General features: G+C 65.8%; 26 protein-coding genes and 1 tRNA gene. 20 read left to right on the plus strand and 7 right to left on the minus strand.

Features of this window, described 5'->3' with window-relative positions; all coding sequences use genetic code 11:
- Nucleotides 1–169 precede the first annotated feature (169 nt).
- Nucleotides 170–517, plus strand: coding sequence for an Hpt domain-containing protein (locus EZM81_RS13420; protein WP_136646067.1), 348 nt, complete (start codon nt 170–172; stop codon nt 515–517).
- A gap of 3 nt (nt 518–520) precedes the next feature.
- Here the strand turns inward: EZM81_RS13420 and ilvA are convergent, their stop codons facing one another.
- Nucleotides 521–1,768 (minus strand): threonine ammonia-lyase IlvA, encoded by a 1,248-nt coding sequence (gene ilvA, locus EZM81_RS13425; protein ID WP_136646068.1) that lies wholly within the window; start codon nt 1,766–1,768, stop codon nt 521–523.
- 116 nt (nt 1,769–1,884) lie between these two features.
- Here ilvA and EZM81_RS13430 point away from each other — a divergent pair, with 116 nt between their 5' ends.
- Nucleotides 1,885–2,790, plus strand: coding sequence for a hypothetical protein (locus tag EZM81_RS13430; RefSeq protein WP_136646069.1), 906 nt, complete (start codon nt 1,885–1,887; stop codon nt 2,788–2,790).
- A 155-nt stretch (nt 2,791–2,945) separates the two neighbouring features.
- Nucleotides 2,946–4,175, plus strand: a complete 1,230-nt coding sequence (locus EZM81_RS13435; protein WP_136646070.1) for an argininosuccinate synthase — start codon at nt 2,946–2,948, stop codon at nt 4,173–4,175.
- 201 nt (nt 4,176–4,376) lie between these two features.
- Here the strand turns inward: EZM81_RS13435 and EZM81_RS13440 are convergent.
- A tRNA-Lys gene (locus EZM81_RS13440) sits at nt 4,377–4,452 on the minus strand.
- 96 nt (nt 4,453–4,548) lie between these two features.
- On the opposite strand from EZM81_RS13440, the gene dapF reads away from it, so the two are divergent.
- The 4 genes from dapF to EZM81_RS13460 all read left to right on the plus strand — a co-directional run bounded on the left by dapF (nt 4,549) and on the right by EZM81_RS13460 (nt 9,371).
- Complete coding sequence (gene dapF / locus EZM81_RS13445; protein WP_136646071.1) at nt 4,549–5,388, plus strand: diaminopimelate epimerase; 840 nt, start codon at nt 4,549–4,551, stop codon at nt 5,386–5,388.
- Between the two features lie 17 nt (nt 5,389–5,405).
- Nucleotides 5,406–6,656, plus strand: a complete 1,251-nt coding sequence (mtaB, locus tag EZM81_RS13450; RefSeq protein ID WP_136646101.1) for a tRNA (N(6)-L-threonylcarbamoyladenosine(37)-C(2))-methylthiotransferase MtaB — start codon at nt 5,406–5,408, stop codon at nt 6,654–6,656.
- A 109-nt stretch (nt 6,657–6,765) separates the two neighbouring features.
- Nucleotides 6,766–8,025: a glycerate kinase gene (locus EZM81_RS13455; protein ID WP_136646072.1), complete on the plus strand. Its 1,260-nt coding sequence runs from the start codon at nt 6,766–6,768 to the stop codon at nt 8,023–8,025.
- Between the two features lie 131 nt (nt 8,026–8,156).
- Nucleotides 8,157–9,371 (plus strand): M24 family metallopeptidase, encoded by a 1,215-nt coding sequence (locus tag EZM81_RS13460; protein WP_136646073.1) that lies wholly within the window; start codon nt 8,157–8,159, stop codon nt 9,369–9,371.
- Between the two features lie 121 nt (nt 9,372–9,492).
- On the opposite strand, the gene EZM81_RS13465 is transcribed toward EZM81_RS13460, so the two are convergent.
- A complete protein-coding gene (locus tag EZM81_RS13465) occupies nt 9,493–10,269 on the minus strand; it encodes a creatininase (protein ID WP_136646074.1) in 777 nt (258 codons plus the stop codon).
- 99 nt (nt 10,270–10,368) lie between these two features.
- On the opposite strand from EZM81_RS13465, the gene EZM81_RS13470 reads away from it, so the two are divergent.
- The 6 genes from EZM81_RS13470 (at nt 10,369) to EZM81_RS13495 (ending at nt 16,609) form a co-directional block, all read left to right on the plus strand.
- On the plus strand, nt 10,369–11,262 hold the full coding sequence (locus EZM81_RS13470; protein ID WP_136646075.1) for a LysR substrate-binding domain-containing protein: 894 nt from the start codon (nt 10,369–10,371) through the stop codon (nt 11,260–11,262).
- Nucleotides 11,263–11,388: 126 nt separating this feature from the next.
- Nucleotides 11,389–12,513, plus strand: a complete 1,125-nt coding sequence (locus tag EZM81_RS13475) for a spermidine/putrescine ABC transporter substrate-binding protein (RefSeq protein ID WP_135450587.1) — start codon at nt 11,389–11,391, stop codon at nt 12,511–12,513.
- A gap of 89 nt (nt 12,514–12,602) precedes the next feature.
- Entirely contained in the window at nt 12,603–13,448 is an 846-nt protein-coding gene (locus EZM81_RS13480) for an ABC transporter permease (protein WP_136646076.1), read from the plus strand.
- Complete coding sequence (locus EZM81_RS13485; RefSeq protein WP_136646077.1) at nt 13,445–14,266, plus strand: ABC transporter permease; 822 nt, start codon at nt 13,445–13,447, stop codon at nt 14,264–14,266. Before EZM81_RS13480 ends, EZM81_RS13485 begins: the two co-directional genes overlap by 4 nt.
- Nucleotides 14,267–14,270: 4 nt before the next feature.
- Nucleotides 14,271–15,350, plus strand: coding sequence for an ABC transporter ATP-binding protein (locus EZM81_RS13490; protein ID WP_135450590.1), 1,080 nt, complete (start codon nt 14,271–14,273; stop codon nt 15,348–15,350).
- A 239-nt stretch (nt 15,351–15,589) separates the two neighbouring features.
- The gene (locus EZM81_RS13495; RefSeq protein ID WP_135450591.1) at nt 15,590–16,609 is read left to right on the plus strand and encodes a GlxA family transcriptional regulator; all 1,020 of its coding nucleotides are present in this window, start codon (nt 15,590–15,592) and stop codon (nt 16,607–16,609) included.
- Here the strand turns inward: EZM81_RS13495 and EZM81_RS13500 are convergent.
- From EZM81_RS13500 to EZM81_RS13510, 3 genes are read right to left on the minus strand one after another with little or no spacing between them, the layout of a single operon-like run.
- Nucleotides 16,606–17,448: a sterol desaturase family protein gene (locus EZM81_RS13500; RefSeq protein WP_135450592.1), complete on the minus strand. Its 843-nt coding sequence runs from the start codon at nt 17,446–17,448 to the stop codon at nt 16,606–16,608. The two genes, EZM81_RS13495 and EZM81_RS13500, sit on opposite strands and share 4 nt — an antisense overlap.
- 32 nt (nt 17,449–17,480) lie before the next feature.
- A complete protein-coding gene (cueR, locus tag EZM81_RS13505; protein ID WP_136646078.1) occupies nt 17,481–17,888 on the minus strand; it encodes a Cu(I)-responsive transcriptional regulator in 408 nt (135 codons plus the stop codon).
- Between the two features lie 12 nt (nt 17,889–17,900).
- Nucleotides 17,901–20,366, minus strand: a complete 2,466-nt coding sequence (locus EZM81_RS13510) for a heavy metal translocating P-type ATPase (RefSeq protein WP_136646079.1) — start codon at nt 20,364–20,366, stop codon at nt 17,901–17,903.
- Nucleotides 20,367–20,531: 165 nt separating this feature from the next.
- Between EZM81_RS13510 and EZM81_RS13515 the strand changes: the two genes are divergently transcribed.
- Nucleotides 20,532–20,720: a heavy-metal-associated domain-containing protein gene (locus tag EZM81_RS13515; RefSeq protein ID WP_135450595.1), complete on the plus strand. Its 189-nt coding sequence runs from the start codon at nt 20,532–20,534 to the stop codon at nt 20,718–20,720.
- A 20-nt stretch (nt 20,721–20,740) separates the two neighbouring features.
- Nucleotides 20,741–21,181, plus strand: a complete 441-nt coding sequence (locus tag EZM81_RS13520) for a DUF305 domain-containing protein (protein ID WP_135450596.1) — start codon at nt 20,741–20,743, stop codon at nt 21,179–21,181.
- Nucleotides 21,182–21,238: 57 nt separating this feature from the next.
- Here EZM81_RS13520 and pyrF read toward each other — a convergent pair whose 3' ends face one another.
- Complete coding sequence (pyrF, locus tag EZM81_RS13525) at nt 21,239–21,928, minus strand: orotidine-5'-phosphate decarboxylase (protein ID WP_136646102.1); 690 nt, start codon at nt 21,926–21,928, stop codon at nt 21,239–21,241.
- 82 nt (nt 21,929–22,010) lie between these two features.
- On the opposite strand from pyrF, the gene EZM81_RS13530 reads away from it, so the two are divergent.
- From EZM81_RS13530 to EZM81_RS13550, 5 genes are all read left to right on the plus strand, one after another.
- Nucleotides 22,011–22,883: an ROK family protein gene (locus tag EZM81_RS13530; protein ID WP_136646080.1), complete on the plus strand. Its 873-nt coding sequence runs from the start codon at nt 22,011–22,013 to the stop codon at nt 22,881–22,883.
- Complete coding sequence (locus EZM81_RS13535; protein WP_135450598.1) at nt 22,874–23,599, plus strand: copper homeostasis protein CutC; 726 nt, start codon at nt 22,874–22,876, stop codon at nt 23,597–23,599. The genes EZM81_RS13530 and EZM81_RS13535 overlap by 10 nt, the downstream gene beginning before the upstream one ends.
- 9 nt (nt 23,600–23,608) lie before the next feature.
- Nucleotides 23,609–24,382, plus strand: coding sequence for a hypothetical protein (locus tag EZM81_RS13540; RefSeq protein WP_135450599.1), 774 nt, complete (start codon nt 23,609–23,611; stop codon nt 24,380–24,382).
- A 274-nt stretch (nt 24,383–24,656) separates the two neighbouring features.
- Nucleotides 24,657–25,499, plus strand: a complete 843-nt coding sequence (locus tag EZM81_RS13545) for an SDR family oxidoreductase (RefSeq protein ID WP_211195418.1) — start codon at nt 24,657–24,659, stop codon at nt 25,497–25,499.
- A gap of 37 nt (nt 25,500–25,536) precedes the next feature.
- On the plus strand, nt 25,537–26,601 hold the full coding sequence (locus EZM81_RS13550) for a D-TA family PLP-dependent enzyme (RefSeq protein WP_136646082.1): 1,065 nt from the start codon (nt 25,537–25,539) through the stop codon (nt 26,599–26,601).
- Nucleotides 26,602–26,611: the final 10 nt, after the last annotated feature.

Consider the following 26,611-nt stretch of genomic DNA (forward strand, 5'->3'; position numbering starts at 1 on the left):
AGCACCGGCAACCCCTTCCTGACCGAAGGCCCAGTCTGGCCTTGCCTGTTTAACACTGGGTGAACGGTAAAATTGCCGGCGATTGCCACAGCCCTGTCGACTTCGGGCCCATCAAATGCTGGGTTCGCCACTTCACGCTGCTTGCGTGGACATCAGGGGGACTGCCGACATGATCGACTGGAAGCGGATAGAGGAACTGCGCTGCGAAATCGGCGTTGGCGGTCTTGCCGAGGTGGCCGACATGTTCCTGGAAGAGGCCGAGCAGGCCGTCCGCGCCCTGTCTGCCGGCCCCGCACCAGGCGAGTTGGAAGCGCATCTGCATTTCCTGAAAGGCAGCGCACTGAACCTCGGGCTCAGCGATCTTGCCGCGATCTGCCAGGACGGCGAACGCAAGGCCGCCGCGGGATACGGGGCGCTGGTCGATCTGGCGCAGGTGCTGAAGGTCTATCGCGCCTCGCGCGCGCAGCTGGTTGCAGGCTTGCAGGGTGGGGCGGTGTCTGAAGGCACGGCGGCCTGAAGGTCAGATCAGGAATTCTGCCAGCGCCTCGTCGGCGGTGATGTCGCGGAAGGCAAGTCCCGCCGCATCCATCCGGTCGGTGAAATGGCGGAAATTGTTGGCATCCTTGGTTTCGATCCCGATCAGCACCGACCCGAAGTTGCGTGCCGATTTCTTCAGGTATTCGAACCGGGTGATGTCGTCGTCGGGGCCCAGGAGGTTCAGGAACTCGCGCAGCGCGCCGGGGCGTTGGGGCATGCGCAGGATGAAGTATTTCTTCAGCCCGGAATAGCGCTGGGCGCGTTCCTTGACTTCGGGCAGGCGCTCGAAGTCGAAATTTCCGCCCGACGTCACGCAGACCACGGTCTTGCCCCGGATCTCCTCGGCCAGTTCCGGCAGGACGTCGACAGACAGGGCACCGGCAGGTTCCAGCACGATGCCCTCGACGTTCAGCATTTCCAGCATCGTGACGCAGATGCGGTCTTCGGGGGCCAGATGCACCGCCTCGCGGGGGATCCAGGCAAGATGAGCGTAGTTGCTGTCGCCGATGCGCGCCACTGCCGCACCGTCAACGAAGCTGTTCACCCGGGGCAACCTGGTCGGGCCGCCCTCCCGCAGGGCGGCGGTCAGGCTGGCCCCGCCAAGCGGCTCGACGAACCGGAACCGGACCGAAGGCGCCACCTCGCGCATGTAGCGCGTGACACCCGAGGCCAGGCCGCCGCCGCCCACAGGCAGTATCACGAAATCCGGGGCGCGGCCCAGCTGGTCCAGGATTTCCACTGCCACGGAGGCCTGCCCCTCGATCACGTCGGGGTCATCGAAGGGCGACAGGAAATGCGCGCCCTGTTCCGCGCAGAAGGCCTGGGCCGCGGCAAGGGTCTGATCGAAGTAGTCACCGGTCAACTCGATGCGCACGTGGCCGCCGCCGAACATGCGGGTCTTTTCGATTTTCTGCTGCGGTGTGGTGACCGGCATGAAGATGACGCCTTCCACCCCGAAATGCCGGCAAGTATAGGCAACGCCCTGCGCATGGTTTCCAGCACTGGCGCAGACGAACTGGCGCTGCTCGAGCTGGCGGTCGTGCACCTTTCGCATGGCGTTGAAGGCACCGCGGATCTTGTAGCTGCGGACCGGCGAAAGATCTTCACGCTTCAGCCAGATGTCGGCGGCGAATCGCTGCGACAGATGGTCATTCCGCTGCAGGGGCGTTTCGGGAAACAGTCCGCGCAGGGCCTTGGTCGTGCTTCGTGCGGCTTCCGGAAACGCTGACATTGCGCTGCTATACCTTTGGTTTATACAGGTTGCCATATTCTTGCCACGATCGGCGCGTCGGATCGAAGGCCAATCCCATCATGCCATCCAGACAGGGAGTTCCGGCAATGCGCAAGATGCAACTGACCACGGTGCTTGCGGCATCGCTTCTGATGTTTTCGCCGGCGGTTCCGGTTTTCGACCTGGATGCCGCGGGCGCTGCCCATGCCAAGGGCAATGGCAACGGCAACGGCAACGGCGGCGGGAACGGCAAGTCGGAGTCCAAGAAATCCGAGTCGAAGTCGGCCGAGAAGTCGAAGGGCAACTCTGACAAGTCGGCCAAATCCGCGGCGACGAAGAAGCCCAAGCCCGCCGCGGCAGAGGGGGCCAAGGCCGCCAAGGGCAAGCCGGCGAAGAACGGCGAACTTGCCCCGAACGAACTGGGCAAGATGAACGGCGCGATGAATGCCAACATCAACGCGGTCCTTGCTCATATCCGCAACGGCCAGACGACGAAGGGCCCGGTGGGGCTGCTGGCCGGTCTGGCGGTGGCGGACACTTCAGCTGCCGCGGCGGCAGACAGGGCAGCCGAACTGGAGGCCCGTGCAGACAGCTTCGACGCCCTTCAGACAAAGGTCGAGGAAGCCGGGTTCGCATCCGTCGATGAATACCTGCAGGCCAAGGCTGACAGCACGCTGACCGAAGAACAGCTGGCGCTGTCGGGGGACATCGACTCGCTGATCGGCGATGTTGGCGGCACCGACGAAACCGGGCTGCAGCTCGCCGAGAGCCGCCCCTCGGACGATGACATCCAGGCTGCCCGTGACGCCGCTGCGGCTGCGGCCGAGACGGTGATCGCGGCAGAACAGGCAATACTCGATGCCTGGAACAAGGACGGCGATGCCGTTGCCCTGCTGACAGCACTGCGCAACAAGCTGGCGCCGCACCAGGCCGCGATCGATGCCGCCGTTGCGCAGACTTCAGCGCCCGATGAAACGGCGGCCGTGGAGCCGGAAGAGGAATCGGTCATCATCGTGAAGTGACCCGCCAGATTCAGTTTCTTTCCGGGAAGCGCGTGCCGCGGCATCGGGGCACGCGCCCTGCTTTTCGCGGCATTGCCCGGCATGCCGACCTGGCCATTCTTGCCCTTGCCCCGGTTTCGCTTTAAGCGCCAGCGAAACCGGGACGGAGTGCATCCATGCAGAAGCCGAAGAAAGTTGTCCTCGCCTATTCGGGCGGGCTTGATACCTCGATCATCCTGAAATGGCTTCAGACGGAATACGGCTGCGAGGTCGTGACCTTCACGGCCGATCTGGGCCAGGGCGAGGAACTGGAACCGGCGCGGCAGAAGGCGCTGCTGCTGGGGATCAAGCCCGAGAACATCCACATCGTCGATGTGCGCGAGGAATTCGTGCGTGACTTCGTGTTCCCGATGTTCCGGGCCAACGCGCTGTATGAAGGGCTGTATCTTCTGGGCACCTCGATCGCCCGGCCACTGATCAGCCAGCATCTGGTGCGCATCGCCCATGAAACCGGGGCCGATGCGATTGCGCATGGCGCAACGGGCAAGGGCAACGATCAGGTGCGGTTCGAACTGTCGGCCGCGGCACTGGACCCGGCGATCAAGGTGATCGCGCCCTGGCGGCTGTGGGATCTGACCAGCCGGACGAAACTTCTTGAATTCGCCGAGGCGAACCAGATCCCGATTGCCAAGGACAAACGGGGCGAGGCACCGTTCAGCGTCGATGCGAACCTGCTGCACACCTCTTCGGAGGGCCGGGTGCTGGAGAACCCGGCCGAGGAATTCCCCAACTACGTGCTTCAGCGGGTCGTGCCCGTGGAAGAGGCCCCCGATGCGCCCGAAATGGTGGAGATCACATTCGAGAAGGGCGATGCCGTTGCGATAAACGGCGAGGCGATGAGTCCGGCCACCATCCTTGCCCGGCTGAACGAACTGGGCGGCAAGCATGGCGTGGGCGTTCTGGATCTGGTGGAGAACCGGTTCGTCGGCATGAAGAGCCGCGGGGTCTATGAAACCCCCGGCGGCACGATCCTGCTGGAGGCGCACCGGGGAATCGAGCAGATCACCCTGGATTCGGGCGCCGGCCACCTGAAGGATTCGATCATGCCGCGCTATGCAGAGCTGATCTACAACGGCTTCTGGTTCAGCCCCGAACGCGAGGCACTGCAAGCCCTGATCGACAAGACCCAGGAACATGTTACCGGGACGGTGCGCGTCAAGCTTTACAAGGGGTCTGCCCGGACGGTGGCGCGCTGGTCGGATCATTCGCTTTACAGTGAAAAGCACGTCACCTTCGAGGAAGATGCCGGCGCCTACGACCAGAAGGATGCCGAAGGTTTCATTCGGCTGAACGCACTGCGGTTGAAACTGATTGCAACCCGCAACGCGCGCGTGGCGAAGAAGTAGGCATAACCATCGGTCCGGGCCCCTTTTCTGGCGGGCCCGGCCGTCCCGCGGCGGCAATCCCTGTGTCCAGTGTCCGGGGCACGGGCATGTCGCAATGCGGCAGTCTTCAGGAAAGCAAGGCATCCCGTGACCGGCAAGCCCTGGGCACAGACATGTCATGCCCGTGATGGCCAATGCCTTTTCACCGTCGATGTCTGGAAGTGGTGAGCCGGACAGGATTCGAACCTGTGACCCGCTGATTAAAAGTCAGCTGCTCTACCAACTGAGCTACCGGCCCCACGAAGCGGCTGATTAGTCAGGCCCGCTCACAGGGTCAAGGGCAAAAACGTGCTGTGTCTTTCAAAAGGTTCTCTGCGGGCGTATATGCCGGGGCATGAAGGATACAAACAGCCAGACCGGCCTGCCGTTCATGAAGATGCACGGCGCAGGCAACGACTTCGTGGTGATCGACTCGCGCGGGCGCGCGTCGGTCATGACGGCTGGCCTGGCAATAGCCGTGGGTGACCGGAACCGTGGCGTGGGGTTCGATCAGCTGGTCGAGATCACCGATGCACCGGGCGCCGATTTCGGGTTGGTGTTCTGGAACAGTGACGGCAGTCAGGCGGGGGCCTGCGGCAATGCCACGCGCTGCGTGTCGGACCATGTGATGCGGGGGCGGGGGGTAGATCGGGTGACCCTGACCACCGCGCGCGGCACGCTGCGGGCCGAACGGGCGGCGGATGGGCGCGTCTGGGTGAACATGGGGCAGCCGCAGCTGGACTGGCAGGCGATTCCCCTGGCGCAGAAGGTTGACCACCTGCATCTGCCATTGGCCGGCGATCCTGTGGCCGTGGGAATGGGCAACCCTCACTGCGTGCATTTCGTTCCGGATGCTGAAGCGGTGGACCTTGCCGCGCTCGGCCCGAAGATCGAGCATGATCCGCTTTTCCCGCAGCGAACCAATGTGGAATTCGCCACTCTGCTTTCGCCATGCCGCATGCGCATGCGCGTTTGGGAACGGGGGACTGGCATTACCCTTGCGTGCGGATCGGGTGCCTGTGCCACGGCGGTCGCGGCACATCTGCGCGGCATCAGCGGGCCACGTCTGGTGCTGGAGGTCGATGGCGGCACGCTCGAGGTTGACTGGCGCGATGATGGCGTCTGGCTGACCGGGCCGGTGGCGCGGGTTTTCGACGGGGTGCTTCTGCCCGAATTCCTGGCAGCCGTCGCATGAACGCGCCCGCTCATCCCGTGCAAGCGCCGGTCTTTGCCACGCTTGGTTGCCGGCTGAACGCCTACGAGACCGAGGCGATGAAGGAACTGGCCGCAGCGGCGGGCCTGTCGGATGCGGTGATCGTGAACACCTGCGCCGTCACCGCCGAGGCGGTGCGCAAGGCCCGGCAGGAGATCCGGCGCCTGGCGCGGGAAAACCCAGGCGCGCCAATCATCGTGACGGGCTGCGCCGCGCAGACCGAGCCCGAGACCTTCGCCGCCATGCCCGAGGTGGCCCGCGTCGTCGGCAACCACGAGAAGATGCAGGCCGCGACCTGGAAGGCCATCGCTGCGCCGGATCTGATCGGCACGACCGAGAAGGTACAGGTCGATGATATCATGTCGGTGCGCGAGACGGCCGGGCATCTGATCGACGGCTTTGGCCGGCACCGGGCCTATGTGCAGGTGCAGAACGGCTGCGACCACCGCTGCACCTTCTGCATCATTCCCTATGGCCGGGGCAATTCGCGCTCGGTCCCGGCGGGGGCGGTGGTCGAGCAGATCAGCCGGCTGGTGGACCGCGGTTTCAACGAGGTGGTGCTGAGCGGGGTGGACCTGACCTCCTGGGGCGCCGACCTGCCCGGCCAGCCGCGGCTGGGCGATCTGGTGCGGCGGATCCTGAAGCTGACCCCGATCCCGCGCTTGCGGATCAGCTCGATCGATTCCATCGAGGCCGACCCTGCGCTGATGGAAGCGATCGCGACCGAGCCTCGGCTGATGCCGCACCTGCACCTTTCATTGCAGGCCGGCGACGACCTGATCCTGAAGCGGATGAAGCGGAGGCACCTGCGCGACGACGCCATCCGCTTCTGCGAGGAGGCGCGACGGCTGCGGCCCGATATCGTCTTCGGGGCTGATATCATCGCAGGTTTCCCGACCGAGACCGAGGCGATGTTCCAGCGCAGTCTGGATCTGGTGATCGACTGCGGCCTGACCTTCCTGCATGTCTTTCCCTTCTCGCCTCGCAAGGGCACCCCTGCCGCGCGGATGCCACAGGTGAAGGGGCCCGAGATCAGGGACCGTGCGGCACGGCTGCGGGCGCTGGGCGACCGGGTTCTGATGCAGCACCTTCAGGCGCAGGTCGGCCGGACGCACCGGGTGCTGACCGAAGGTCAGCGCATCGGCCGGACGGAACAGTTCGCCGAAGTCGTTTTTTCCGCCGATCAGCCCGAGGGCGCGATTCTTGACCTTTCCATCCGGGGCCAGGACGGCGCCCGGCTGCTGGCCTGATCGGGCTGCCCTGTCGCAAACGCCCGGCGATGGCGGGAAACCGAGATCGACAGGGCCGGCCGAATCGTCATGATCGGGCGGGGCAGATGCCTTGTGAGGACCGGCAGCCGTGACCGATGAGGACCGCGCTTTCCTGACCGCCTTGTTCCACGCTGCGGTGGCGGCGGCCGACCCGGAACGGGCACTGGCCGCACATCTGCCCGCCCGGCCTCGGGGCCGCACGGTCGTCGTCGGCGCGGGCAAGGGGGCGGCGCAGCTGGCGGCGGCCTTCGAGCGGCTCTGGGACGGGCCGCTGGGGGGCGTGGTTGTCACCCGATACGGCTACGGCTGCCCGACGCGCAGCATTCGCGTGATGGAGGCAGCGCATCCCGTGCCCGATCCGGCGGGACTTGCGGCCTCGGCGGCGCTGTTCGACGCAGTTCGGGGCCTTGGCCCCGATGATCTGGTAGTGGCGCTGGTCTGCGGCGGCGGTTCGGCCCTGCTGCCGTGTCCGCCGGGAAACCTGACGCTGGAGGACGAGGTGGCGCTGAACCGGGCGTTGCTGGCCTCGGGGGCGCCGATCTCGGCGATGAATGCGATCCGCAAGCAGGTGTCGGGCATCAAGGGCGGGCGGCTGGCGGCGGCCTGCCATCCGGCGCGGGTGGTCACTTTGGTGGTTTCGGACGTGCCGGGTGATGATCCGGCCCAGGTTGCCAGCGGACCGACCGTGCCCGATGCGACGACACGGGAGCAGGCCCGGGCGCTGGTTGCCAGCTGGCGGATCGACCTGCCGCCGCGGGTGGCTGGCTGGCTGGCCGGAGACGCAGAGCCCGCGCCCCTGCCGGATGATCCGGTCTTTGCCCGCAATGAGGTGCATGTCATCGCCTCGGCCCGGCTGTCGCTTGAGGCCGCCGCGCAACGGGCCCTGGCGATGGGTGTTCCGGCCGTGATCCTGTCGGACGCCATCGAGGGCGAGGCGCGTGATGTGGGCCGGGTTCATGGCGCGATCGCCCGCGAGGTGGCGGCCCGCAACCGCCCCTTTCCGCGCCCCGTGGCGATCCTGTCGGGAGGAGAGACGACGGTAACCTTGCGCGGCAGTGGAAAAGGCGGGCGGAACAGCGAATTCCTGCTGGCCCTGGCGCTGGCGGCGGAAGGGGTGCCCCTTGCGGCACTGGCTGCGGATACCGACGGTATCGACGGGTCCGAGGACAACGCAGGCGCCTTTGCCACCGGCGCCAGCGCAGCGCGGCTGCGGGCTCTGGGGCATGACCCTGCTGCGCTTCTGGCTGCCAATGACGCCTACACTGCGTTTGCGGTCCTGGGCGACCTGTTCGTTCCCGGCCCCACCGGCACGAACGTCAACGATTTCCGCGCGATCCTTTTGCGCTAATGGCGCGGCCATCTGCTGTCGGCTGACGGCTGGACCGGCGCAAATAGCAGGATTTCCATAACAAATTTCTGGCTGCTTCCCTGGGGCGGTAATGTCCGGCCAGCGCCTTCGAACAGGGAAAGGATCACGCGATGACCGACGACATGCTGCATGTCATGGAATGGCACAACGGGGACAAGGACTATTCGCCCTTCTCCGACGCCGAAATGAAGCGCCGTCAGGATGACGTGCGCGGCTGGATGGCCGCGAACAACGTCGATGCGGCGCTGTTCACCAGCTATCACTGCATCAACTACTATTCCGGCTGGCTTTACTGCTACTTCGGCCGGAAATACGGCATGGTGATCACGCAGGACGCGGCCACCACCATCTCGGCCGGGATCGACGGCGGCCAGCCCTGGCGCCGGACCTTCGGCAACAACATCACCTACACCGACTGGCGGCGCGACAACTACTACCGGGCAGTCCGGCAGCTGACGCCGGGCGTCAAGCGGCTGGGGATCGAGTTCGACCATGTCAGCCTTGATTTCCGCAATGCGCTGGAGGCGGCGCTGCCGGGGGTGGAGTTCGTCGATGTGTCCCAGCCCTCGATGTGGATGCGCACCATCAAGTCGGCCGAGGAGCAGAAGCTGATCCGGACTGGCGCACGGATCGCCGACGTGGGCGGCTGGGCCGTGGCCAAGGCCGTCAAGGCGGGCGTGCCGGAACATGAGGTCGCCATCGCCGGGACCAATGCGATGATCCGCGAGATCGCAAGTTCCTTCCCCTTCGTGGAACTGATGGACACCTGGACCTGGTTCCAGTCGGGCATCAACACCGATGGTGCGCACAACCCGGTGACGAACAAGAAGGTCAAGTCGGGCGAGATCCTGTCGCTCAACACCTTCCCGATGATCTTCGGCTATTACACTGCGCTGGAACGCACGCTCTTCTGCGACCACGTCGATGACGCAAGCCTCGACATCTGGGAAAAGAACGTCGCCGTCCACCGCCGGGGCCTGGAGCTCATCAAGCCCGGCGCCAAGTGCAACGAGATCGCGCTGGAACTGAACGACATGTACCGCCAGTGGGATCTCCTGAAATACCGCAGCTTCGGCTACGGCCATTCCTTCGGCGTCCTTTCGCACTACTACGGCCGCGAGGCCGGGGTGGAACTGCGCGAGGACATCGAGACGGAACTGAAGCCCGGCATGGTGGTGTCGATGGAGCCGATGGTCATGCTGCCGGAAGGCACGCCAGGGGCAGGCGGCTACCGCGAACACGACATCCTGATCGTGACGGAGACGGGCGCCGAGAACATCACCGGCTTCCCCTTCGGGCCGGAACACAACATCATCAAGAACTGATCCCCCATTGGGACAGCGCGACAGGGGCCGGATCATCCGGCCCCTTTTCATTTTCAGCCCCGTGACAGGCCAAAAGAAAAGGGGGGCCGAAGCCCCCAAGTCGCACCAGGAAGAAGCGGGTTCAGCCGAATTCGGCCCGCAGGGCACCGACGATACCTGCCGTGCAGACCTCGAGCAGGATATGCCCCTTCTCGACCGACGCCTCCTTCGGCGATGACAGCGTGCCCGAGGGCGGCGTCCATTCCGGCTTGACCGGGTAGACGTCATAGGGCGGGAAGGTCGCGGGCGCATGATCCACCGCGCGGTCGAGATGGACGTGTTCGGGGTGGAGCGCCAGCATCAGCGATGTCTCCAGCACGCCGCCGTGTTCCACGTCCCAGCCGGGGAAGCCGCCAGGATACAGTCTGGCGATGGCCTCCTTGTGGACGAAATCCCAGTAGGACAGCACCACGATTTTCATGTCGGTGATCCCGTCCCAGCGCAGTTCGCGCAGGGCAAGGTCGATGCCTTCGACGATGAACCAGGAATTCTCGAAATGGCCGTTCACAAGGCAGATCCTGCGCACGCCGTGGCGGGCGAATTCCTTGATCACGTCCTTCAGTGCCGCGACCAGCGTGGCACCGTCCAGGCTGGTCGTGCCCGGCAGGTGGTTCCCGCCACCCGATTTCTGGTGCGACTTGTAGCCATAGGTGAAGGGCGGCGCGACGAGGGCTCCGATTTCAAGCGCAACACGGCGGGCGAATTCGGTGGGCAGAAGCACGTCCACATGCAAGGGCATGTGGTGGCCGTGCTGTTCCATCGACCCGATCGGAATCAGGATCGGTGTCTGCCCGCTCTTCACGGCGGCGGCGTAGTCGGGCCAGGTCAGCTCCGAGGCGAAGGCGGTCGTGTGTTTCATGGTGGCCAAAATCTGCAAGGGTGATGGCGAAAATCTACGTTGCCGGAGGTGCATAAGGAAAATAGATTGCCCCAATGCTTCCATTGGCGGGGCAAATCCATGGCACTGATCACCAATCTGCCCACCGACCTGTTGCGCACCTTCATCGCGGTAGTGGAACTGGGGGGGCATTCCAAGGCCGGGGCAGTGCTGGGCCGCAGCCAGCCGGCGATTTCCCTGCAGATCCGGCGGCTGGAGGAACTGGTGCGCGCGCCCCTGCTGACGCAGGAGGGCCGCGCCATCCACCCCACCCCGGCGGGCGAGGCGCTTCTGTCCTATGCCCGCGAAATGGTGCGCATCAACGACGAGGCGGTGCGCTATTTCCACCGTTCGGACATGACGGGTGTGCTGCGCATCGGCCTGCCCACTGATTACGCGGTGGCCTTCCTGCAGAACACCCTCACCACCTTCCTGCGCCACCATCCGGACGTGGACCTGGAGATTCACTGTGACCTGAGCCGCGAGCTGCATCAGCTGCTGCGTTCGGACGACCTGGACATCATCGTTGCCACCATGCCCACGGCGCGGATGCCCTATCTGTCCCGCGCCTGGGTGGAACAGCCGATATGGGCCGCGTCGGAAACCATGGCCTTGGACGCATCGCGCCCGGTGCCGCTGGGCGCCCATCTGGAAGGCTGCGACTACCGCGCTCGAATGATCGACGCGCTGGACGGTGCGGGCCGGCGCTGGCGCATCGTCTATACCGGCCCGGGCATCTCAGGCCTTCAGAACGCGGTGCTGAACGGTCTGTGCGTGACGGCGTTGACCCAGGCCACCATGCTGCCTGGGATGCGCGAACTGGGCGAGGACGAGGGATTCCCGAAGCTGGAGCCGCTTCGGGTCGGGCTGTTCTACAAGCATCCACGCCTGTCTGCCGCAGGCCTTCAACTGGTCAGCGACCTTGTGGCCGGCCTGGAAAGCGTGGGCTCGGGCGTCAAGACCTTGCCGGGCTGACGAAATCGCGGGCCATATAACCGGCGCTTATCAATGGATTTCAAGAACCGATTTTGTTCTCGCCTTCCGGTCTCCTAACGTCGCAGCCACGAACACGGCCTTGCGGCTGAAACGGGGAGTATCGGAATGACCAAGACCGAGGTGATTGCAAAGGGCCTGACGCGCCGGGCACTTCTTGCGTCCGGGGCAGCCGCGCTGGCCACGCCCATGCTGTCGCGCCGCGCCTTCGCCGCGCCGACCGAGTTGACGATGCTGGCCTGGTATGGCCACGCCGAGCCCGACATCGTGGCCGAGTTCGAGGCCGAGAACAACGTCAAGTTCGTGCCGAAATACTACACCGGCGGTGACAACATGCTGGGCCTGATCTCGCAATCGCCGCCCGGCACCTTCGACGTGATCCTGTCGGATGCCGAATATGTCCAGGCGCTGAACGCGGCGGGCTATGTCGAGGAGCTGGACCCGGCCGACTATGCGCTGGATGAATACTTCCCCGAATTCCAGCAGTTCCCGGGAAACTGGCAGGACGGCAAGCTGTTCTCGCTGGTCACGCGCTTCGGGTTCCTCGGCGTGGCCTACAACACCGACGCGCTGACCGAGGCCGAAGCTGCGACCTACAATGTTTTCTGGGCCGAAAAGCTTAAGGGCAAGGTCGGCCATTTCGACTGGCACCTGCCCAACCTCGGGCAGATGAGCCTTCTCAACGGCAACCCCGCCCCCTACGACATCGACGAGACCGCCTGGGAGGCGGTCAAGGAAAAGACCATGTCGCTGCGGCCCCAGATCGGCGGGTTCTTCGACTATGGCGGCACCTTCTCGTCCTTGAACGACGGGCAGATGCTGGCCTTCTGCGGTATCGGCGACTGGATCACCGGGGTTCTGGAGAAGAACGGCGCCAAGGTGCGCACCGTGATCCCGGAAGAGGGCGGGCTGCAATGGTCGGAATGCTTCTCGATCGGCAAGGGTTCGCAGAAGGCGGATCTCGCGAAGAAGTGGATCCAGTACATCACCTCGGCCAAGGGTCAGGCAAAATCGGCCCAGATGGCGGCCTATCCGGCGCTGATCCCGAACGCGAAGGGCTGGGAGGTCCTGCAGGCCGAGAACCCGGATGAAGCCAGGCGTCAGGGCATGACCAAGGACGCCGGCAACGTGATGGACATGATCCGGGCTGGCCGGATCAAGTATCGCGAATGGCCCATCCAGCAGGATCTTGAGACCTGGAACGACTTCTGGTCCGAATACAAGGGTGCCTGACCATGGTGCCTGAGCCCCAGGCCCTGACATTGCCGGCTGGCGGGGCTTCCCTGCCGGCCGGCGCCCCATCAGCCGGAGTGCGCCCGACGATGCGACGCAGGATTTCCCTTTACGGCATGACATTCGCACTGCCGCTTCTGATCTGGCAGATCCTGTTCTTCGTCTTTCCGCTGGTCTTCCTGGTCGCCCTGTCGTTCTGGACGGTCAGGAACTTCGCCATGCAGCCCGATTTCGACACGGTGAACTGGGCGACGATGTATGGCCGCATGGTCTTCTGGCAGGCCTACGGCACGACGCTGGCGCTGGCCGCCGCGGCATCCGTTCTGACCAGCTTGCTGGCCTTTCCCGCCGCCTATGCCATCGCCTTCAAGCTTTCTGACAGCGCCCGGCGCTGGGCGATCTTCCTGATGGTGATCCCCTTTTTCACCAGCTACCTGGTGCGCGTCTATTCCTGGCAGATCTTCCTGTCGGACAATGGCATCATCAATGTGATCCTTGGCTGGGTCGGCCTCGGGCCCTTCCCGATGCTGAACACGGTCTTGGCCACGATGATCGGCTACCTCACGCTCAGCTTCCCGCTGGTCGTCCTTCTGCAACTCTTCAGCCTGGCCTTCATCGACCGCACCCTGATCGAGGCCGCGCACAACCTGCGCTGCGGCCGCCTGCGCACCGTGTTCGAGGTGGTCATCCCCTCGGCCCGCACCGGCCTGGTCATTGCAGCGCTCTTTGCCTTCATCCTGTCGTTCGGCGATTTCGTAAGCCCGATCTACCTGGGCGGCGGTGACCCGACGACCCTGTCGATCCTGATCACCGACACCACGAAATCCGGCCAGCAGTGGCCCCGTGCAGCAGTCATTGCGCTGACCATGATCGGCACGCTTCTGGTTGTCGCCTTCGGAGCCGTGAAGTTCGCCTACAAGGGGAAATCGACATGAGCGGAGCCGCCGACCTGAACCGCAACCGCGCGGTGGACTGGGCGCTGATGGTCTACATCCTGCTGGCCTATGCCTTCGTCTTCGCCCCCATCGCGGCAAGCTTCGTCTTCAGTTTCAATTCCGACCGCTTCCCCTCGCTGCCGCTGGGAGAGTTCTCGCTGGAATGGTATCGTGCGGTGGCCAACGACCCGCTGGTCTGGCAGGGCGCGCGCAACACCCTTCTGGTGGGTGTCGCGGTCGGCGTGATCTCGACCGTTCTGGGCTTCGGGGCGGCCTACACCGACTATCGTTACCGGTTCGCGGGCAAGCAGGTCTATCTGGCCCTGGCGCTGCTGCCGCCGACGATTCCCGTGGTCATCCTGGGGCTTGCGATGCTGGCCTATCTGTCCCGCATCAACCTGTCGGGCAATGCGCTGTCGGTCATCATCTCTCATGTCGTCGTCTGCGCCCCCTTCGCCATGGCGATCATCCGCCTGCGCCTTTCCCAGATGGACCCGGCGCTGGAACCTGCCGCCTGGAACCTGGGCGCTTCGGAATGGATGGCGATGCGCCATGTCATCGTGCCCTTCTGCGCCCCCGCGATCCTGGGGGCGCTTTTCATCACCATGGCCGTCTCGTTCGACGAATTCGCCGTGGCCTGGTTCGTCTCGGGTCTGAACGAGACGCTGCCCGTCAAGGTGCTGGGCTTCCTGCAAGGTCAGGTCAGCCCGCGGATCAACGCGATCGGCACCTTCGTCTTCATCCTTTCCATGACGCTTGTGATCCTGGCACAGCTGCTGCTGTCCGGTCGCAGCGCCAGGGTGCCCGAAAAGGAGTGACCCCATGACCCGCGATACCCTGGTTTCCTTTGAAGGTGTGGTGAAAAGATTCGGCGCCTTCGTTGCCGTGCAGAAGCTGGATTTCGAGATCAAGAAGGGCGAGTTCCTGGCGATCATGGGCTCGTCGGGCTGCGGCAAGACCACGACGCTGCGGATGCTCGCGGGGCTCGAGGCGCCGACCGAGGGCGTGATCCGCCTTGCCGGCAAGCCGATCAACGACCTGCCGACCTGGTGCCGGGACACGCCTATGGTCTGGCAGAGCCTTGCGCTGTTTCCCTTCCTGAACGTCCGCGAGAACGTCGAATTCGCGCTGAAGATGCGCGGCGTGGGCAAGGCGGAACGGCGGCGGCGGGCCGAACACTGGCTTGAACGGATGCAGATCGCCGAATTCGCCGAACGCAACATCTCGCAGCTTTCAGGAGGCCAAAGGCAGCGGGTGGCGCTTGCGCGGTCGTTGGTGGTGGAGCCAGAGATCCTGCTTCTTGACGAGCCGCTTTCGGCGCTCGACGCGGCGCTGAAGGTCCGGATGCAGTCGGTGCTGAAGAACCTGCAGCGCGAGACCGGGATCACCTTCGTCTATGTCACGCACAGCCAGTCCGAGGCCTTTTCCATGGCCGACCGCGTGGTGATCATGAGCCGGGGCAAGATCGAACAGATCGGCACACCGCAGGAAATCTACCGCACCCCGCGCACGCGGTTCGTGGCGGATTTCCTGGGATCGTCAAACCTTTTCACGGGTACCGTCCGCAAGGCTGGCGCAGGGCTGGAACTTGACAGCCCGGTCGGTCGTCTGCGGCTTGCCGGCGGGGCTGAGGCCGGAACGTCGGCCACGATCACGGTTCTGGATACCAAGACCCATCTCAGCGTTGCCCCGCCGGCCGGGAATGTGAACGCGGTCCCGGTCAGGGTGATCGGCGAGGAATTCGTCGGCGCGACCGCGACAGTCTATCTGGAGACGGCGCAGGGCCAGGAAATCCGGGTGCAGAAGGGACATGACGAACTGGCCGACCTGCCCCTTGGCATCGGTCAGCCACTGTTTGCCTGGTGGATGCCCGAAGATGCCCATCTTGTCGCGGAAGGCTGAGCCATGATCCCCTTTCACAGCGCACGTCTTGGTCCCGCCATTGTCGATCTGGCGAAGGAAAGGCACGCAACAAGCCTGATGTTTCTGCAGGGTGGCGGTATCAGCCCGGAGCAGCTGCGTCGGATCCCGCTGCCCGGTTTCCCGTTCGCAGCCCTTCTGCGGCGACTTGCTTCTGGACTTGCCGGCAAAAAGCGCTGAAAGGCTGATCCGGGCCCCACCGTTTCAGGGAAGGAATCGTCGTGACACGTCATGCCGATGAACAGAGCTTTCACAGCGCAACGGCCGTGATTCCCCGCGGGGTGGCGCATTTCCGTCTGCCCGGCCCCGCCCCGACACGCGACTTCGCCTTTCTCGCCCTGCCGCGCTTCACGCTGCTGGCCTTTTCCTCGGCTGTCGAGCCGTTGCGTATCGCCAATCAGCTGACCCAGCTGCCGCTGTATCGCTGGCGGCTGGTCAGCATGGACGGAAAACCCGTCGAAAGCTCGGCCGGGGTGCGGATCGAGGTGGATCAGGGTCTGGCCCCCCTGGGACGAGAGGTCACGGTGGTGGTCTGTTCCGGCACCGATGCAAGCCAGGCTGCCGACCGCAAGGTGCTGAACTGGCTGCGCGACCATTCCCGGCGGGGCGGGGGGCTGGGGGCGATCTGCACTGGGGCCTATACGCTGGCCCGTGCCGGACTTCTGGGCGACGACACGCCTGCGGTCCACTGGGAAAACCGTCCGGCGTTCCGCGAGCTTTTTGATGTCGAGCCGCTGGAACAGATCTACGTGATCGGTCGCAAGCACTTTTCCTGCGCCGGCGGCGAGGCCGGGGTTGACATGATGCTGGCCCTGATCGCCCAGGACCATGGGCAGAAGCTGGCCGATGCCGTGGCCGAGATGTGCCTGCACAGCCGCCGGCGCGAAGCGAACGTGACTCAGAAAAAGGTCTATCCCGCCCCGATGACAGCCCGCCACCCGGCCATCGCCCGGGTGATTGCGGCAATGCAGGAAAACATCGCGACCCCGCTGGATCAGGACGAACTGGCTGCGATCTTCGGCCGTTCGCCCCGGCACCTGGAGCGGGTATTCAAGGCGGTGCTGCAGGAAACGCCGAAAAGCTACTATCTTGGCCTGCGTCTGGAAGAGGCGCGCAATCTGCTGGCCGACACCACGATGTCGATCCTGGAGGTCGCCATCGCCACGGGCTTCAATTCCCGCTCAAGTTTTTCAAAGGCCTATCGCAGCCGGTTCGGCATAAGCCCCTCTCGCTATCGCTAGCGTCGGTCGTTCGCGGGATCCAGCGCGTGGCCCGAGGCCGGGCCACGCAAGGGCTGCACCAGCATCCGGTCCAGCCATAGATCGCGCGGGGTGCGGAACTGTTCGATCCCGATCTGCATCCCTTCGTGGCCCTTGGCAGGCTGGGCGATGTAGGTGCCGAAGAGCCGATCCCACCAGGGAAACGAGAAACCATAGTTCGAATTCGTCTCGCGCGGGTCGATGGAATGATGCACGCGGTGCATGTCGGGTGTCACCAGAACCCAGCGCAGCATCCGATCCACCCCGCGTGGCAGGGCGACGTTGCCATGGTTGAACAGCGCGGTCGCGTTCAGGATCACCTCGAAGGCCAGCACTGCCACTGCCGGCGCCCCGATTGCGCCGACAACCGCCAGCTTGATGAGCATCGACAGCAGGATTTCGACCGGATGAAAGCGCAGGCCTGTCGTGGCATCGAAATCAAGGTCGGCATGGTGCATCCGGTGCAGCCGCCACAGGCCCGGCACGGCGTGAAAAAGGACGTGCTGCAGGTAGATCGCCAGATCCAGAATCAGGATCGAGACGAGGATCGCAACCCAGACCGGCAGGTCCAGCCGGTTGAACAGACCCCAGCCCTGCGCCTCGGCCGCGGTCGCAAGCCCGACCGCCAGAACGGGAAAGGCCAGCCGCAGGATCGCCGTATCCAGCACGACCAGCGCAAGGTTGTTGGTCCAGCGGATGACGCGGGGAATTTCCAGCCGCCGGCGGGGGGCGGCCAGTTCCCACAGCATCATCGCCACCAGAACCGACAGGAAGGCCCCCAGCCGGATCGTCACTTCATGGGCAAGCAGATAGCCGATCATCCCTGTTTCCTGTCGGCGAAAGGGGCATCTGTCTAATGCTTTGTGACACCCGTTCCCTGTTCCAGGTCGGCTAGGATCGGGCAGTCCGGCCGGTCATCGCCGCAGCAGGCATCGGCCAGGTGGCGCAGGGTGTCGACCATCGCCTGCATGCCGGCAATGCGGTCCTGCAGCTCGGCGATCTGGGTGGTTGCGATGTGCTTGACATCGGCACTGTGCCGCGACCGGTCGCGCCAGAGGGCAAGCAGTTCCTCGATCTTCTCGACCGAGAATCCCAGGTCGCGCGCGCGGCGGATGAAGCGCAGGATCTGCACCTCGGTCTGGCCATAGACGCGGTAGCCGGATGCGGTGCGCCCGGCGGCGGTTATCAGGCCGATGGATTCGTAGTAGCGGATCATCTTTGCCGAGACGCCCGAAGCTTTCGCTGCCTGTCCGATGTTCATGGTGTGGCTCCTTCAGGCTGGGGTTGCGGGGGCAAAGCGGCGCAGGCGCAGCGCGTTGCCAAGGACGAAGACCGACGACAGCGCCATGGCCCCGGCGGCAAAGACCGGCGATAGCAGGATGCCCCAGAAGGGCCACAGCACTCCGGCCGCCACGGGCACCAGCGCGGTGTTGTAGGCGAAGGCCCAGAACAGGTTCTGCCGGATATTGCGCATCACCGCCCTGGAGAGCGCGATGGCGTCGGAGACGGCGGTCAGCCGCCCCGACATCAGCACCACGTCCGCAGCCTCGATGGCGACATCGGTGCCGGTGCCGACGGCGATGCCCACGTCGGCCTCGGCCAGGGCGGGGGCATCGTTGATGCCGTCGCCGACGAAGGCCAGACTGCCGAGGGATTTCAACCGGCGCACGGCATCGACCTTGCCCTCGGGCAGGACCTCGGCCACCACCTCGTCGATGCCGAGCTGGCGGGCGATGGCCCCGGCGGTGCGGGCGTTGTCGCCGGTGATCATTGCGACCTTGAGGCCCATCCGGTGCAGGGCGTGGATTGCCCTTGGGGTGGTGGGCTTCACCGGGTCGGCCACGGCGAGGATGGCGGCAAGCCGGCCGTCGATGGCGGCGTAAAGCGGCGTCTTGCCCTCGTCCGCCAGCCGGGCGGCGGTGTCGGAAAAACCCGCCACGTCGAGACCGAGCCGGGCCATGTAGCGGTCGGCGCCGACCGCGACCCGGTGCCCCCCCGCCGTGGCCTCGACCCCGTAGCCGGTGACCGAGGCGAAGCCGGTGACCTCGGGCAGGGTCAGCCCCTCGTCAACCGCCGCTACCGCGATCGCCCGGGCGATCGGGTGTTCCGACTTGTCTTCGACTGCCGCGATCAGTGCCAGAACCTCGGCGCGGTCGAAGCCCGGCGCGAGGGAAAGGTCGGTCAGCCGGGGCTTGCCTTCGGTCAGCGTGCCGGTCTTGTCGAGCGCCACCACCGCCACGCCCTGCAGGGCCTGCAACGCCTCGCCCTTGCGGAAGAGGACGCCCATCTCGGCCCCGCGCCCGGTGCCGACCATGATCGAGGTCGGCGTGGCCAGGCCCATGGCGCAGGGGCAGGCGATGATCAGGACGGCGACGGCGTTCACCAGCCCGAAGGTCAGGGCAGGGGAGGGGCCGAGGGCCAGCCAGACGAGGAAGGTCAGGACAGCGATGCCCATGATCGCCGGGACGAACCACAGTGTCACCCGGTCGACCATCGCCTGGATCGGGAGTTTCCCGCCCTGCGCCTGTTCGACCATGCGGATGATCTGCGCGAGGAGCGTCGCCTCGCCCACGGCGGTGGCGCGGAAGGTGAAGGCGCCGGTCTGGTTGACCGTGCCGCCGGTCACCGTGCTTCCTGGCGCCTTGGCCACCGGCAGGGGCTCGCCCGAGATCATGCTTTCGTCGACCCAGCTTTCGCCTTCCGTCACCGTGCCGTCGACCGGCACACGCTCGCCCGGGCGGACCTCGACCAGATCGCCGGGACGAAGATCGGCGACGGGCACCTCCACGGCCGCGCCGTCGCGGACCAGGCGCGCGGTGCGGGGTTGCAGGCCGACCAGTCGCCGGATCGCCTGCGAGGTGCGGCCCTTGGCCCGCGCCTCGAGCAGGCGGCCCAGCAGGATCAGGGTGACGATGACGGCGGCGGCCTCGTAGTAGACGTTCACCGTGCCGCGGGGCAGGAGGCCGGGCAGGAATGTTGCGACCAGCGAATAGCCGTAGGCGGCAGATGTCCCCACCGCGACAAGGCTGTTCATGTCGGGCGCAAGGCGGAAGAGGGCGGGAAAGCCCTTCAGATAGAACCGCCGACCGGGACCCAGAAGGACCAGCGTGGTCAGCGCCCATTGCAGATACCAGCTGTTCTGCATGCCTATGGTGTTCATCACCGCCATGTGCACCCAGTCGAAGAGGTGCCCCCCCATCTCCAGCAGGAAGACGGGCAGGGTCAGGGCGGCGGCAAGTGCCAGGTCGCGGCGGAGGGTCGCTTCCTCGGCGTCCTTTCGTGCGGCGAGATCGTCGGCGGCCTGGCCGGCAGGCGCAGCCGGATGGGCCTGATAGCCCGCGCCCTCGATTGCTTGAATCAAGGCGGAAGGATCGGCCCGGCCAGTCACGCTGGCCCGTTCTGTCGCCAGGTTCACACTGGCCGATCTCACACCCGGCACGGCGGCCAGAACCTTTTCCACCCGCGCCACACAAGAGGCGCATGTCATTCCCTCGACCACCAGATCGACCGTGCGTTCGGGCACGTCATAGCCCGCACCCTCGATCGCCTTTGCCAGTATGGCGGGGTCGAGGCCCTGGCCGGTGACCTCGGCCCGTTCGGTTGCCAGATTCACGGATGCCTCGCTGACGCCCGGCACCGCCTTCAGCACCTTTTCCACCCGTCCGACGCAGGAGGCGCAGGTCATGCCCTCGACGTGCAGCGTCACGTGTTCGGTGCCGGGCTTGGTCTGGATGTTCATGGCGGCGGTCCTTTCCTGAGGCTTCCGCAGACCCAGATAGGGCTTCCCATCATGGGAAGGTCAAGGGGCCTTTCGACATGCCGCCATCACGGGCTTGTGCTCTTGACCTTCCAACGGTTGGAAGCCCTATCTCACGCTGACGAGGCAACACGAACGGAGACAGTCGTGCAATTCCACATCGAAAACATGACCTGCGGCGGCTGCGTCCGCGGTGTGACGCGGGCGATCCATTCGGTGGACCCCACGGCCGAGATCAACGCCGATCTGGCCACGCACAAGGTAGAGGTCGCCACCCAGGCTCCGCGCGAGCAGCTGGTCGCCGCGCTGACCGATGCCGGGTTCCAGCCCGCCTGAAAGGAAACAGGGAGACAGAGATGCAGAAGAAGATACTCGCTGCTTCGGCAGCCGTGGCAGCCATCGTCGGCGGACTTGCACTTGCGCAGACGATGGACCATTCGATGATGGACCATTCCGCCATGGATCACTCTGCCATGGGAATGGCGGACATGGGCGTCGCCAGCGCCGGCCATGCAGCGATGATCCCGCCGGAACTGGCCGGCAACCCGGCTGTAGTGGCCTATGCCGCCGCCATGGACAGAATGATGGCGGACATGATGATCCCCTATACCGGGGATGCCGATGTCGATTTCGTCCGCGGCATGATCCCGCATCACGAGGCCGCCGTCGCCATGGCGCGGATCCAGCTGGAACACGGGACCGATCCCGAGATTCGCAAGCTGTCGGAAGAGGTGATCGCGGCGCAGGAGGCCGAGATCGCCATGATGAAGGCTTGGCTGGCGGCCCGGGGGCTGTAGGTCACGGCGCGTTCATCGCTTCCTTGCGGTCGCTCTTCGCCCGTCCAGGAGCGGCGGTCAGGGCAATTCGGCGATCACCGCGCGGGCTGCCGCCGCCGGGTCGGTGGCCTGCCAGATCGGCCGGCCCACAACGATGTGATCCGCCCCTGCGGCGATGGCCTGGCGTGGCGTGGCGGTGCGCTTCTGGTCACCCGTTGCCGCCCCCGCCGGGCGCACCCCGGGCGTGACGATCAGCCTGCCCCGCGACTGCGGCAGCGCGCGGATCATGGCCGCCTCCTGCGGGCTGGCGATCACGCCATCCGCCCCTGCCTCGAATGCGCGGGCGGCGCGTTCGAGGGTGATGTCGCGGATATCGCCGGGCTTGATCAGGTTTGCGTCCAGATCGGCGCGGTCAAGCGAGGTGAGGATCGTCACGGCAAGGATCTTGAGCCCGCTGCCGCCCTTGCCGGTCGCGGCAGCCGCAACGACCTGGGGGTCGCCGTGGACGGTAAGGAAGTCAAGGTCGTATTGCGCAAGGCCCCGCACCGCCGCCTCGATCGTGGCGCCGATGTCGAACAGCTTCATGTCGAGGAACACGCGCTTGCCCTGTTCCTGCTTCAGCTGGTTGGCCAGTGCAAGGCCGCCCCCCGTCAACATGCCGAGGCCGATCTTGTAGAAGCTGACTGCGTCGCCGATCCTGGCCACGAGGTCGAGGCCCTGCACCACATTCGGCACATCCAGCGCCACGATAAGTCGGTCATCCGCAATCATCTGCGTCTCCACGATGGGGTCGTGGCGGTTTGACGGGGCCTGCCTGGCCTGTCAAGACTGGCGCAAACGGAGGGGCGGGATGATCCTGGCATTCGATATCGGTGGCAGCCGGATCAGGGCGGCGGCGTGGGACGGGCGGCTTCAGCCGCTGGGCGAGGTTCCGACCCCTGCGCAGGACAAGGCGGCCTTCGCTGCGGCGATCGCGGGCTTTGCCAAGGGGCGGGCCGCCTCTGGCATCGCCATTTCGATTGCCGGTGTGGTGGATCCGGTGACGGGGGTCGGGAAGGTGGCCAATATCCCTGCCATAGACGGCCTGGCGCTGGGTCCGGCCTTGCAGGAAGCCACCGGCCTGCCGGTCATGGTGCTGAACGATGCCGACTGCTTTGCCCTGGCCGAGGCAGGCCACGGGGCGGGAAAGGGGCATGGCACGGTGTTCGGGGTGGTTCTGGGCACGGGCGTCGGCGGTGGGCTGGTGATCGGCGGGCGGGTGGTCACGGGCGAGGGCGGTTATGCCGGGGAATGGGGACACGGCCCGGTGATCCGGGGGGAATTCGCCTTTCAATGCGGCTGCGGGCAGGTGGGCTGCATCGACCCGATCGGCGGTGCGCGCGGGCTGGAGCGGTTGCACCGCAAGCGCACGGCAAAGGTTCTGGACTCGGAGGCGATCATTGCCGAATGGCTGGCGGGTGATGCCGAGGCCGGGAAAACCATGGCGCTCTGGCGCGAGCTGGTCTCGGGCCCACTGGCGATGGTGGTGAATGTCGTCGGCGCCGATGTGGTGCCGGTGGGCGGGGGCCTCAGCCGGGCGCCGGGGCTGGTTGCCTGGCTGGACGAAGCGGTGCGGGCGGGCATCCTGCGGCGGACCACGGCGCCGCTGCTGGTGCCGGCCGTATGCGGGGCAGATGCGGGACTGCTGGGCGCAGCCATCGCAGGGCAGGCGGCATGGGGGTGACGACCAGGGGCGTGATCGTCGAGGTCTGCGTGGACAGTTCGGCGGGTCTCGCGGCGGCGGTTGCGGGCGGTGCGGACCGGATCGAGCTGTGTTCCGCGCTGGCGCTGGGCGGCTTGACGCCCTCGGCCGGGTTCATCGCCGAAGCGGCCGGATGCGGTGTGCCGGTCATGGCGATGATCCGGCCACGGGCAGGGGGCTTCGTCTGGACGGAGGCGGAACTGACGGTGATGGAGGCCGATATCGCGGCGGTACGGGCGGCCGGGCTGGCGGGCGTGGTGCTTGGGGCTTCCTTGGCGGACGGGCGGCTGGACGGGCCTGCGCTGCGACGCTTGATTGTTGCGGCCCGAGGGCTGGATCTGACGCTGCATCGCTGTTTCGATCTGGTTCCGGATATGGACGCCGCGCTGGAAGAGGCTGTCGCGGCAGGGTTCCGGCGCATCCTGACTTCGGGCGGGGCGCCGACGGCGGCAGAGGGGGCGGTGCGGATCGAGGCGCTGGTCCGGCAGGCGTCGGGGCGGGTCGCGATCATGGCAGGGTCGGGGGTGACGGCCCGGACGGCAGCTCTGCTGACAAGTCTTGGCGTTCGCGAGGTGCATTCGTCATGCTCGGAAACCGTGCGGGTTGCGGGTAATGGTCCGGCAATGGGTTTCGGGCCGGAAATGGAGCGCCGGACCAGTGCCGCGCTGGTCAGGGCCCTGAGGCTGGCTGTCGGGTAAGGAGCAGGGATGAACATCACAATGACATTCGAGCGTCCCGAGGAAGGGCCGGGATCCGGACCGTTGACCGTGGGCTGGTTCCTGACGCAGGACAAGGGGGCGGTGCTTTACGACCCGCCCGAACGGGTGGCGATCCGCCCGCCGAACCGGGCGCATGCCAAGTCGGCCAGCCGCTGCCCGGCGGTGATCCAGCTGGAAAGCCGATACTTCATGGTGAAATGCCCGTTCGACCTGCACATCGGCTTTCAGCGTGACGACAAGGGCAGGGCCGTGCTGGTCAACCGGGCGGGGGCGGCAAGCCCGGTGCGCCCGGCCAAGCTGAACGAGGTGCTGACCCTGGTGAACGAAGCGGAATGGCGCTTCCCGGATCGGCCAACGCTGCAGCTGCAACTGCCTTACTGCTTCATCGCCGACGAGCCGGTCTACCTCAGCCAGTTGTCAGCCTTTGCGCATTACCGCCCCGATCCGCTGCCCGGCACGATCTTCGGTGGGCGCTTTCCGGTCTCGGTCTGGCCGCGGCCGCTGATGTGGGCCTTCGAATGGCACGAGCCGCAGAAGGATCTGATCCTGCGTCGGGGCGAGCCCTTGTTCTATGTGCAGTTCGAGGGGATGGACCCTTCGCGTCCGGTGCAACTGGTAGAGGCGGAGAAGACACCGGAGCTGATGGCCTATCTGGAAAAGCTGTCGGGTGTGGTGAACTACGTCAACCAGACGTTCAGCCTGTTCAAGGCGGCCGAGGAACTGCGGCCGAAAAGGCTGCTGGTGCCCCTGTCGCGCCAGTAGGAACGGTCCCGGCAAGGATCGCACGAACCTTCGCCCTGCTGCGGATCAACCGCACGCAGGAATTTGCGCCGCGTGCGAGGCCGGCCTGCACCGGATCGATGCGCGCAAGCCGGACAGGCCCAGGACAGGAAGGAACCGCGTGTGGGGCGCAATGGGCTTTACCAGACCGGGGCCGGGGCCATAAGGTTGCCTGGCTTCGTGATCGGCTGTGTCGTCAGGGGAAGACCGTCAGATGTCGCCGCATTCCGAGCCATGACATGAAAGGAGAATACCCGTGCATCCGGCTCTTGAAAGGGGCGGCGTTGCCGTCATCACCGGCGGGGCATCCGGCATCGGGCTGGCCGCCGCCAGACATCTGGCCCGCCAGGGCCTGCGGGTCTGTCTGGCCGATCTGGGGGACGCGCGGCTTGCCGCGGCACGGGCCGCGCTGCTGGCCGAAGGGGCGGCCGAGGACGCGGTGATGACGGTGCCGACCGACGTGGGCGAGCGTGCACAGATCGCGGCGCTGGCCGATCGCGTGACCTCGACCTGGGGGGCGGTCAACTTCCTGATGAACAATGCCGGCATGCAGCCCGGCAGCTCGATCTTCGATGCCGAGGGCAACTGGGACCGCATCATCAATGTGAACATGCTGGGCGTCATCCGGGGGTCGCAGATCTTTGCGCCGGGGATGATTGCATCGGGGCAGCCGGGACTTATCGTCAACACCGGGTCCAAGCAGGGTATCACCACGCCGCCGGGTGATCCGGCCTACAATGTCTCGAAGGCCGGGGTGAAGGTGTTTACCGAGGCGCTTCAGCACGCATTGCGCAACACGGCGGATTGCAGGGTCGAGGCGCGGCTGTTCATTCCGGGCTTCGTGTTCACGCCGCTGACCGCCGCTGGCCGGACCGAGAAACCTGCCGGCGCCTGGACGCCGGATGAGGTGGTGGCGTTCCTTTTCGCCGCTCTGGAGCGCAGCGATTTCTACATTCTCTGCCCCGACAACGAAGTCGATCGCGCCACCGATGAAAAGCGCATCCTCTGGGCCGCCGGCGACATCGTCGAAAACCGCCCGCCCCTGTCGCGCTGGCATCCGGAATACAGCGAGCTGTTCAAGGAATGGCTGAAGATCTGATCCTGGCCTGTCGCCAAGCACCGGAAAGAAAAGCAACATGCCCGCTACCCTCGACAGTATCGAGACCCCGGCCTTCGTCGTGCGCGAGGCTGTCGCCCTCCGCAACATCACGGCGTTCCAGCGTCATTGCGACCGGGTGGGTCTGGCGCTGCGCCCCCACATCAAGACGCACAAGCTGATCCGCTTCGCGAGGGCCCAGATCGAGGCCGGTGCGCGCGGCATCACCTGCCAGAAGATCGGCGAGGCAGAGGTCATGGCCGATGGGGGTCTGGACGATATCCTGATCACCTACAACATCCTTGGCGCGCAAAAGCTGGCCCGGCTGCGTGCCCTGTCGGACCGTCTGGCGCACCTTGCCGTGGTGGCCGACAATGAAACCGTCGTCGCGGGGCTTTCCGGGGCCTTCGCGGGTGCATCGCGCCCGCTGGAGGTGCTGGTGGAATGCGACACGGGCGGCCGGCGCTGCGGCGTCCAGAGCCCCGCCGAAGCCCTGTCGCTGGCCCGGCGGATTGCCGAAGCCCCGGGGCTGCGTCTGGGCGGGCTGATGACCTATCCCGCCGCCGGCGGAGCCGCCGAGGCGGCAGCGTTCCTGACCGAAGCGCGCGACCTGCTGCTGCACGAGGGGATGCAGTGTCGGGTCGTAAGTTCAGGGGGGACGCCCGACATGTGGCGTGCCGAACCGCATGGCGTGCTGACCGAATACCGGGCCGGAACCTATATCTACAACGACCGTTCGCTGGTGCAGCGCGGCACCTGCACCTGGGACGATTGCGCGGGGCACGTCCTGGCCACGGTTGTCAGCACCCCAACACCCGACCGCGCGGTAATCGATGCCGGGTCGAAGGCCCTGAGTTCGGACCTGCTGGGGCTGACGGACCACGGGCATGTCCTGGGCCATCCGGAAATCCGGATCACCGGGCTGAGCGAGGAACACGGCGTGCTGCTGGTGGATCCTGCACGGCCGCTGAAGATCGGGCAGAGGATCCGCATCGTGCCGAACCATGTCTGTGTCGTCTCGAACCTTTTCGACCGGATCTGGATCGAGGCCGAGGATGGAAGCCTGGAAGAGGTCGCGGTGGATGCGCGCGGATGCGTCACCTGACACCCGAGAC

The sequence above is a fragment of the Tabrizicola sp. YIM 78059 genome (genome assembly GCF_004959785.1).
Classification (GTDB): Bacteria; Pseudomonadota; Alphaproteobacteria; order Rhodobacterales; family Rhodobacteraceae; genus Tabrizicola; species Tabrizicola caldifontis.

What these genes read in the sequence shown, in the direction of transcription:
- EZM81_RS13510 (WP_136646079.1), bottom strand. Translation starts at nt 20,366, where the DNA reads ATGAACATCCAGACCAAGCCCGGCACCGAACACGTGACGCTGCACGTC.
- dapF (WP_136646071.1), top strand. Translation starts at nt 4,549, where the DNA reads ATGAAGGATACAAACAGCCAGACCGGCCTGCCGTTCATGAAGATGCAC.
- EZM81_RS13475 (WP_135450587.1), top strand. Translation starts at nt 11,389, where the DNA reads ATGACCAAGACCGAGGTGATTGCAAAGGGCCTGACGCGCCGGGCACTT.
- EZM81_RS13550 (WP_136646082.1), top strand. Translation starts at nt 25,537, where the DNA reads ATGCCCGCTACCCTCGACAGTATCGAGACCCCGGCCTTCGTCGTGCGC.
- EZM81_RS13485 (WP_136646077.1), top strand. Translation starts at nt 13,445, where the DNA reads ATGAGCGGAGCCGCCGACCTGAACCGCAACCGCGCGGTGGACTGGGCG.
- EZM81_RS13480 (WP_136646076.1), top strand. Translation starts at nt 12,603, where the DNA reads ATGCGACGCAGGATTTCCCTTTACGGCATGACATTCGCACTGCCGCTT.
- EZM81_RS13520 (WP_135450596.1), top strand. Translation starts at nt 20,741, where the DNA reads ATGCAGAAGAAGATACTCGCTGCTTCGGCAGCCGTGGCAGCCATCGTC.
- EZM81_RS13535 (WP_135450598.1), top strand. Translation starts at nt 22,874, where the DNA reads ATGGGGGTGACGACCAGGGGCGTGATCGTCGAGGTCTGCGTGGACAGT.
- cueR (WP_136646078.1), bottom strand. Translation starts at nt 17,888, where the DNA reads ATGAACATCGGACAGGCAGCGAAAGCTTCGGGCGTCTCGGCAAAGATG.
- EZM81_RS13460 (WP_136646073.1), top strand. Translation starts at nt 8,157, where the DNA reads ATGACCGACGACATGCTGCATGTCATGGAATGGCACAACGGGGACAAG.
- EZM81_RS13465 (WP_136646074.1), bottom strand. Translation starts at nt 10,269, where the DNA reads ATGAAACACACGACCGCCTTCGCCTCGGAGCTGACCTGGCCCGACTAC.
- EZM81_RS13420 (WP_136646067.1), top strand. Translation starts at nt 170, where the DNA reads ATGATCGACTGGAAGCGGATAGAGGAACTGCGCTGCGAAATCGGCGTT.
- EZM81_RS13430 (WP_136646069.1), top strand. Translation starts at nt 1,885, where the DNA reads ATGCAACTGACCACGGTGCTTGCGGCATCGCTTCTGATGTTTTCGCCG.
- ilvA (WP_136646068.1), bottom strand. Translation starts at nt 1,768, where the DNA reads ATGTCAGCGTTTCCGGAAGCCGCACGAAGCACGACCAAGGCCCTGCGC.
- EZM81_RS13540 (WP_135450599.1), top strand. Translation starts at nt 23,609, where the DNA reads ATGAACATCACAATGACATTCGAGCGTCCCGAGGAAGGGCCGGGATCC.
- EZM81_RS13490 (WP_135450590.1), top strand. Translation starts at nt 14,271, where the DNA reads ATGACCCGCGATACCCTGGTTTCCTTTGAAGGTGTGGTGAAAAGATTC.
- EZM81_RS13470 (WP_136646075.1), top strand. Translation starts at nt 10,369, where the DNA reads ATGGCACTGATCACCAATCTGCCCACCGACCTGTTGCGCACCTTCATC.
- EZM81_RS13435 (WP_136646070.1), top strand. Translation starts at nt 2,946, where the DNA reads ATGCAGAAGCCGAAGAAAGTTGTCCTCGCCTATTCGGGCGGGCTTGAT.
- EZM81_RS13500 (WP_135450592.1), bottom strand. Translation starts at nt 17,448, where the DNA reads ATGATCGGCTATCTGCTTGCCCATGAAGTGACGATCCGGCTGGGGGCC.
- EZM81_RS13530 (WP_136646080.1), top strand. Translation starts at nt 22,011, where the DNA reads ATGATCCTGGCATTCGATATCGGTGGCAGCCGGATCAGGGCGGCGGCG.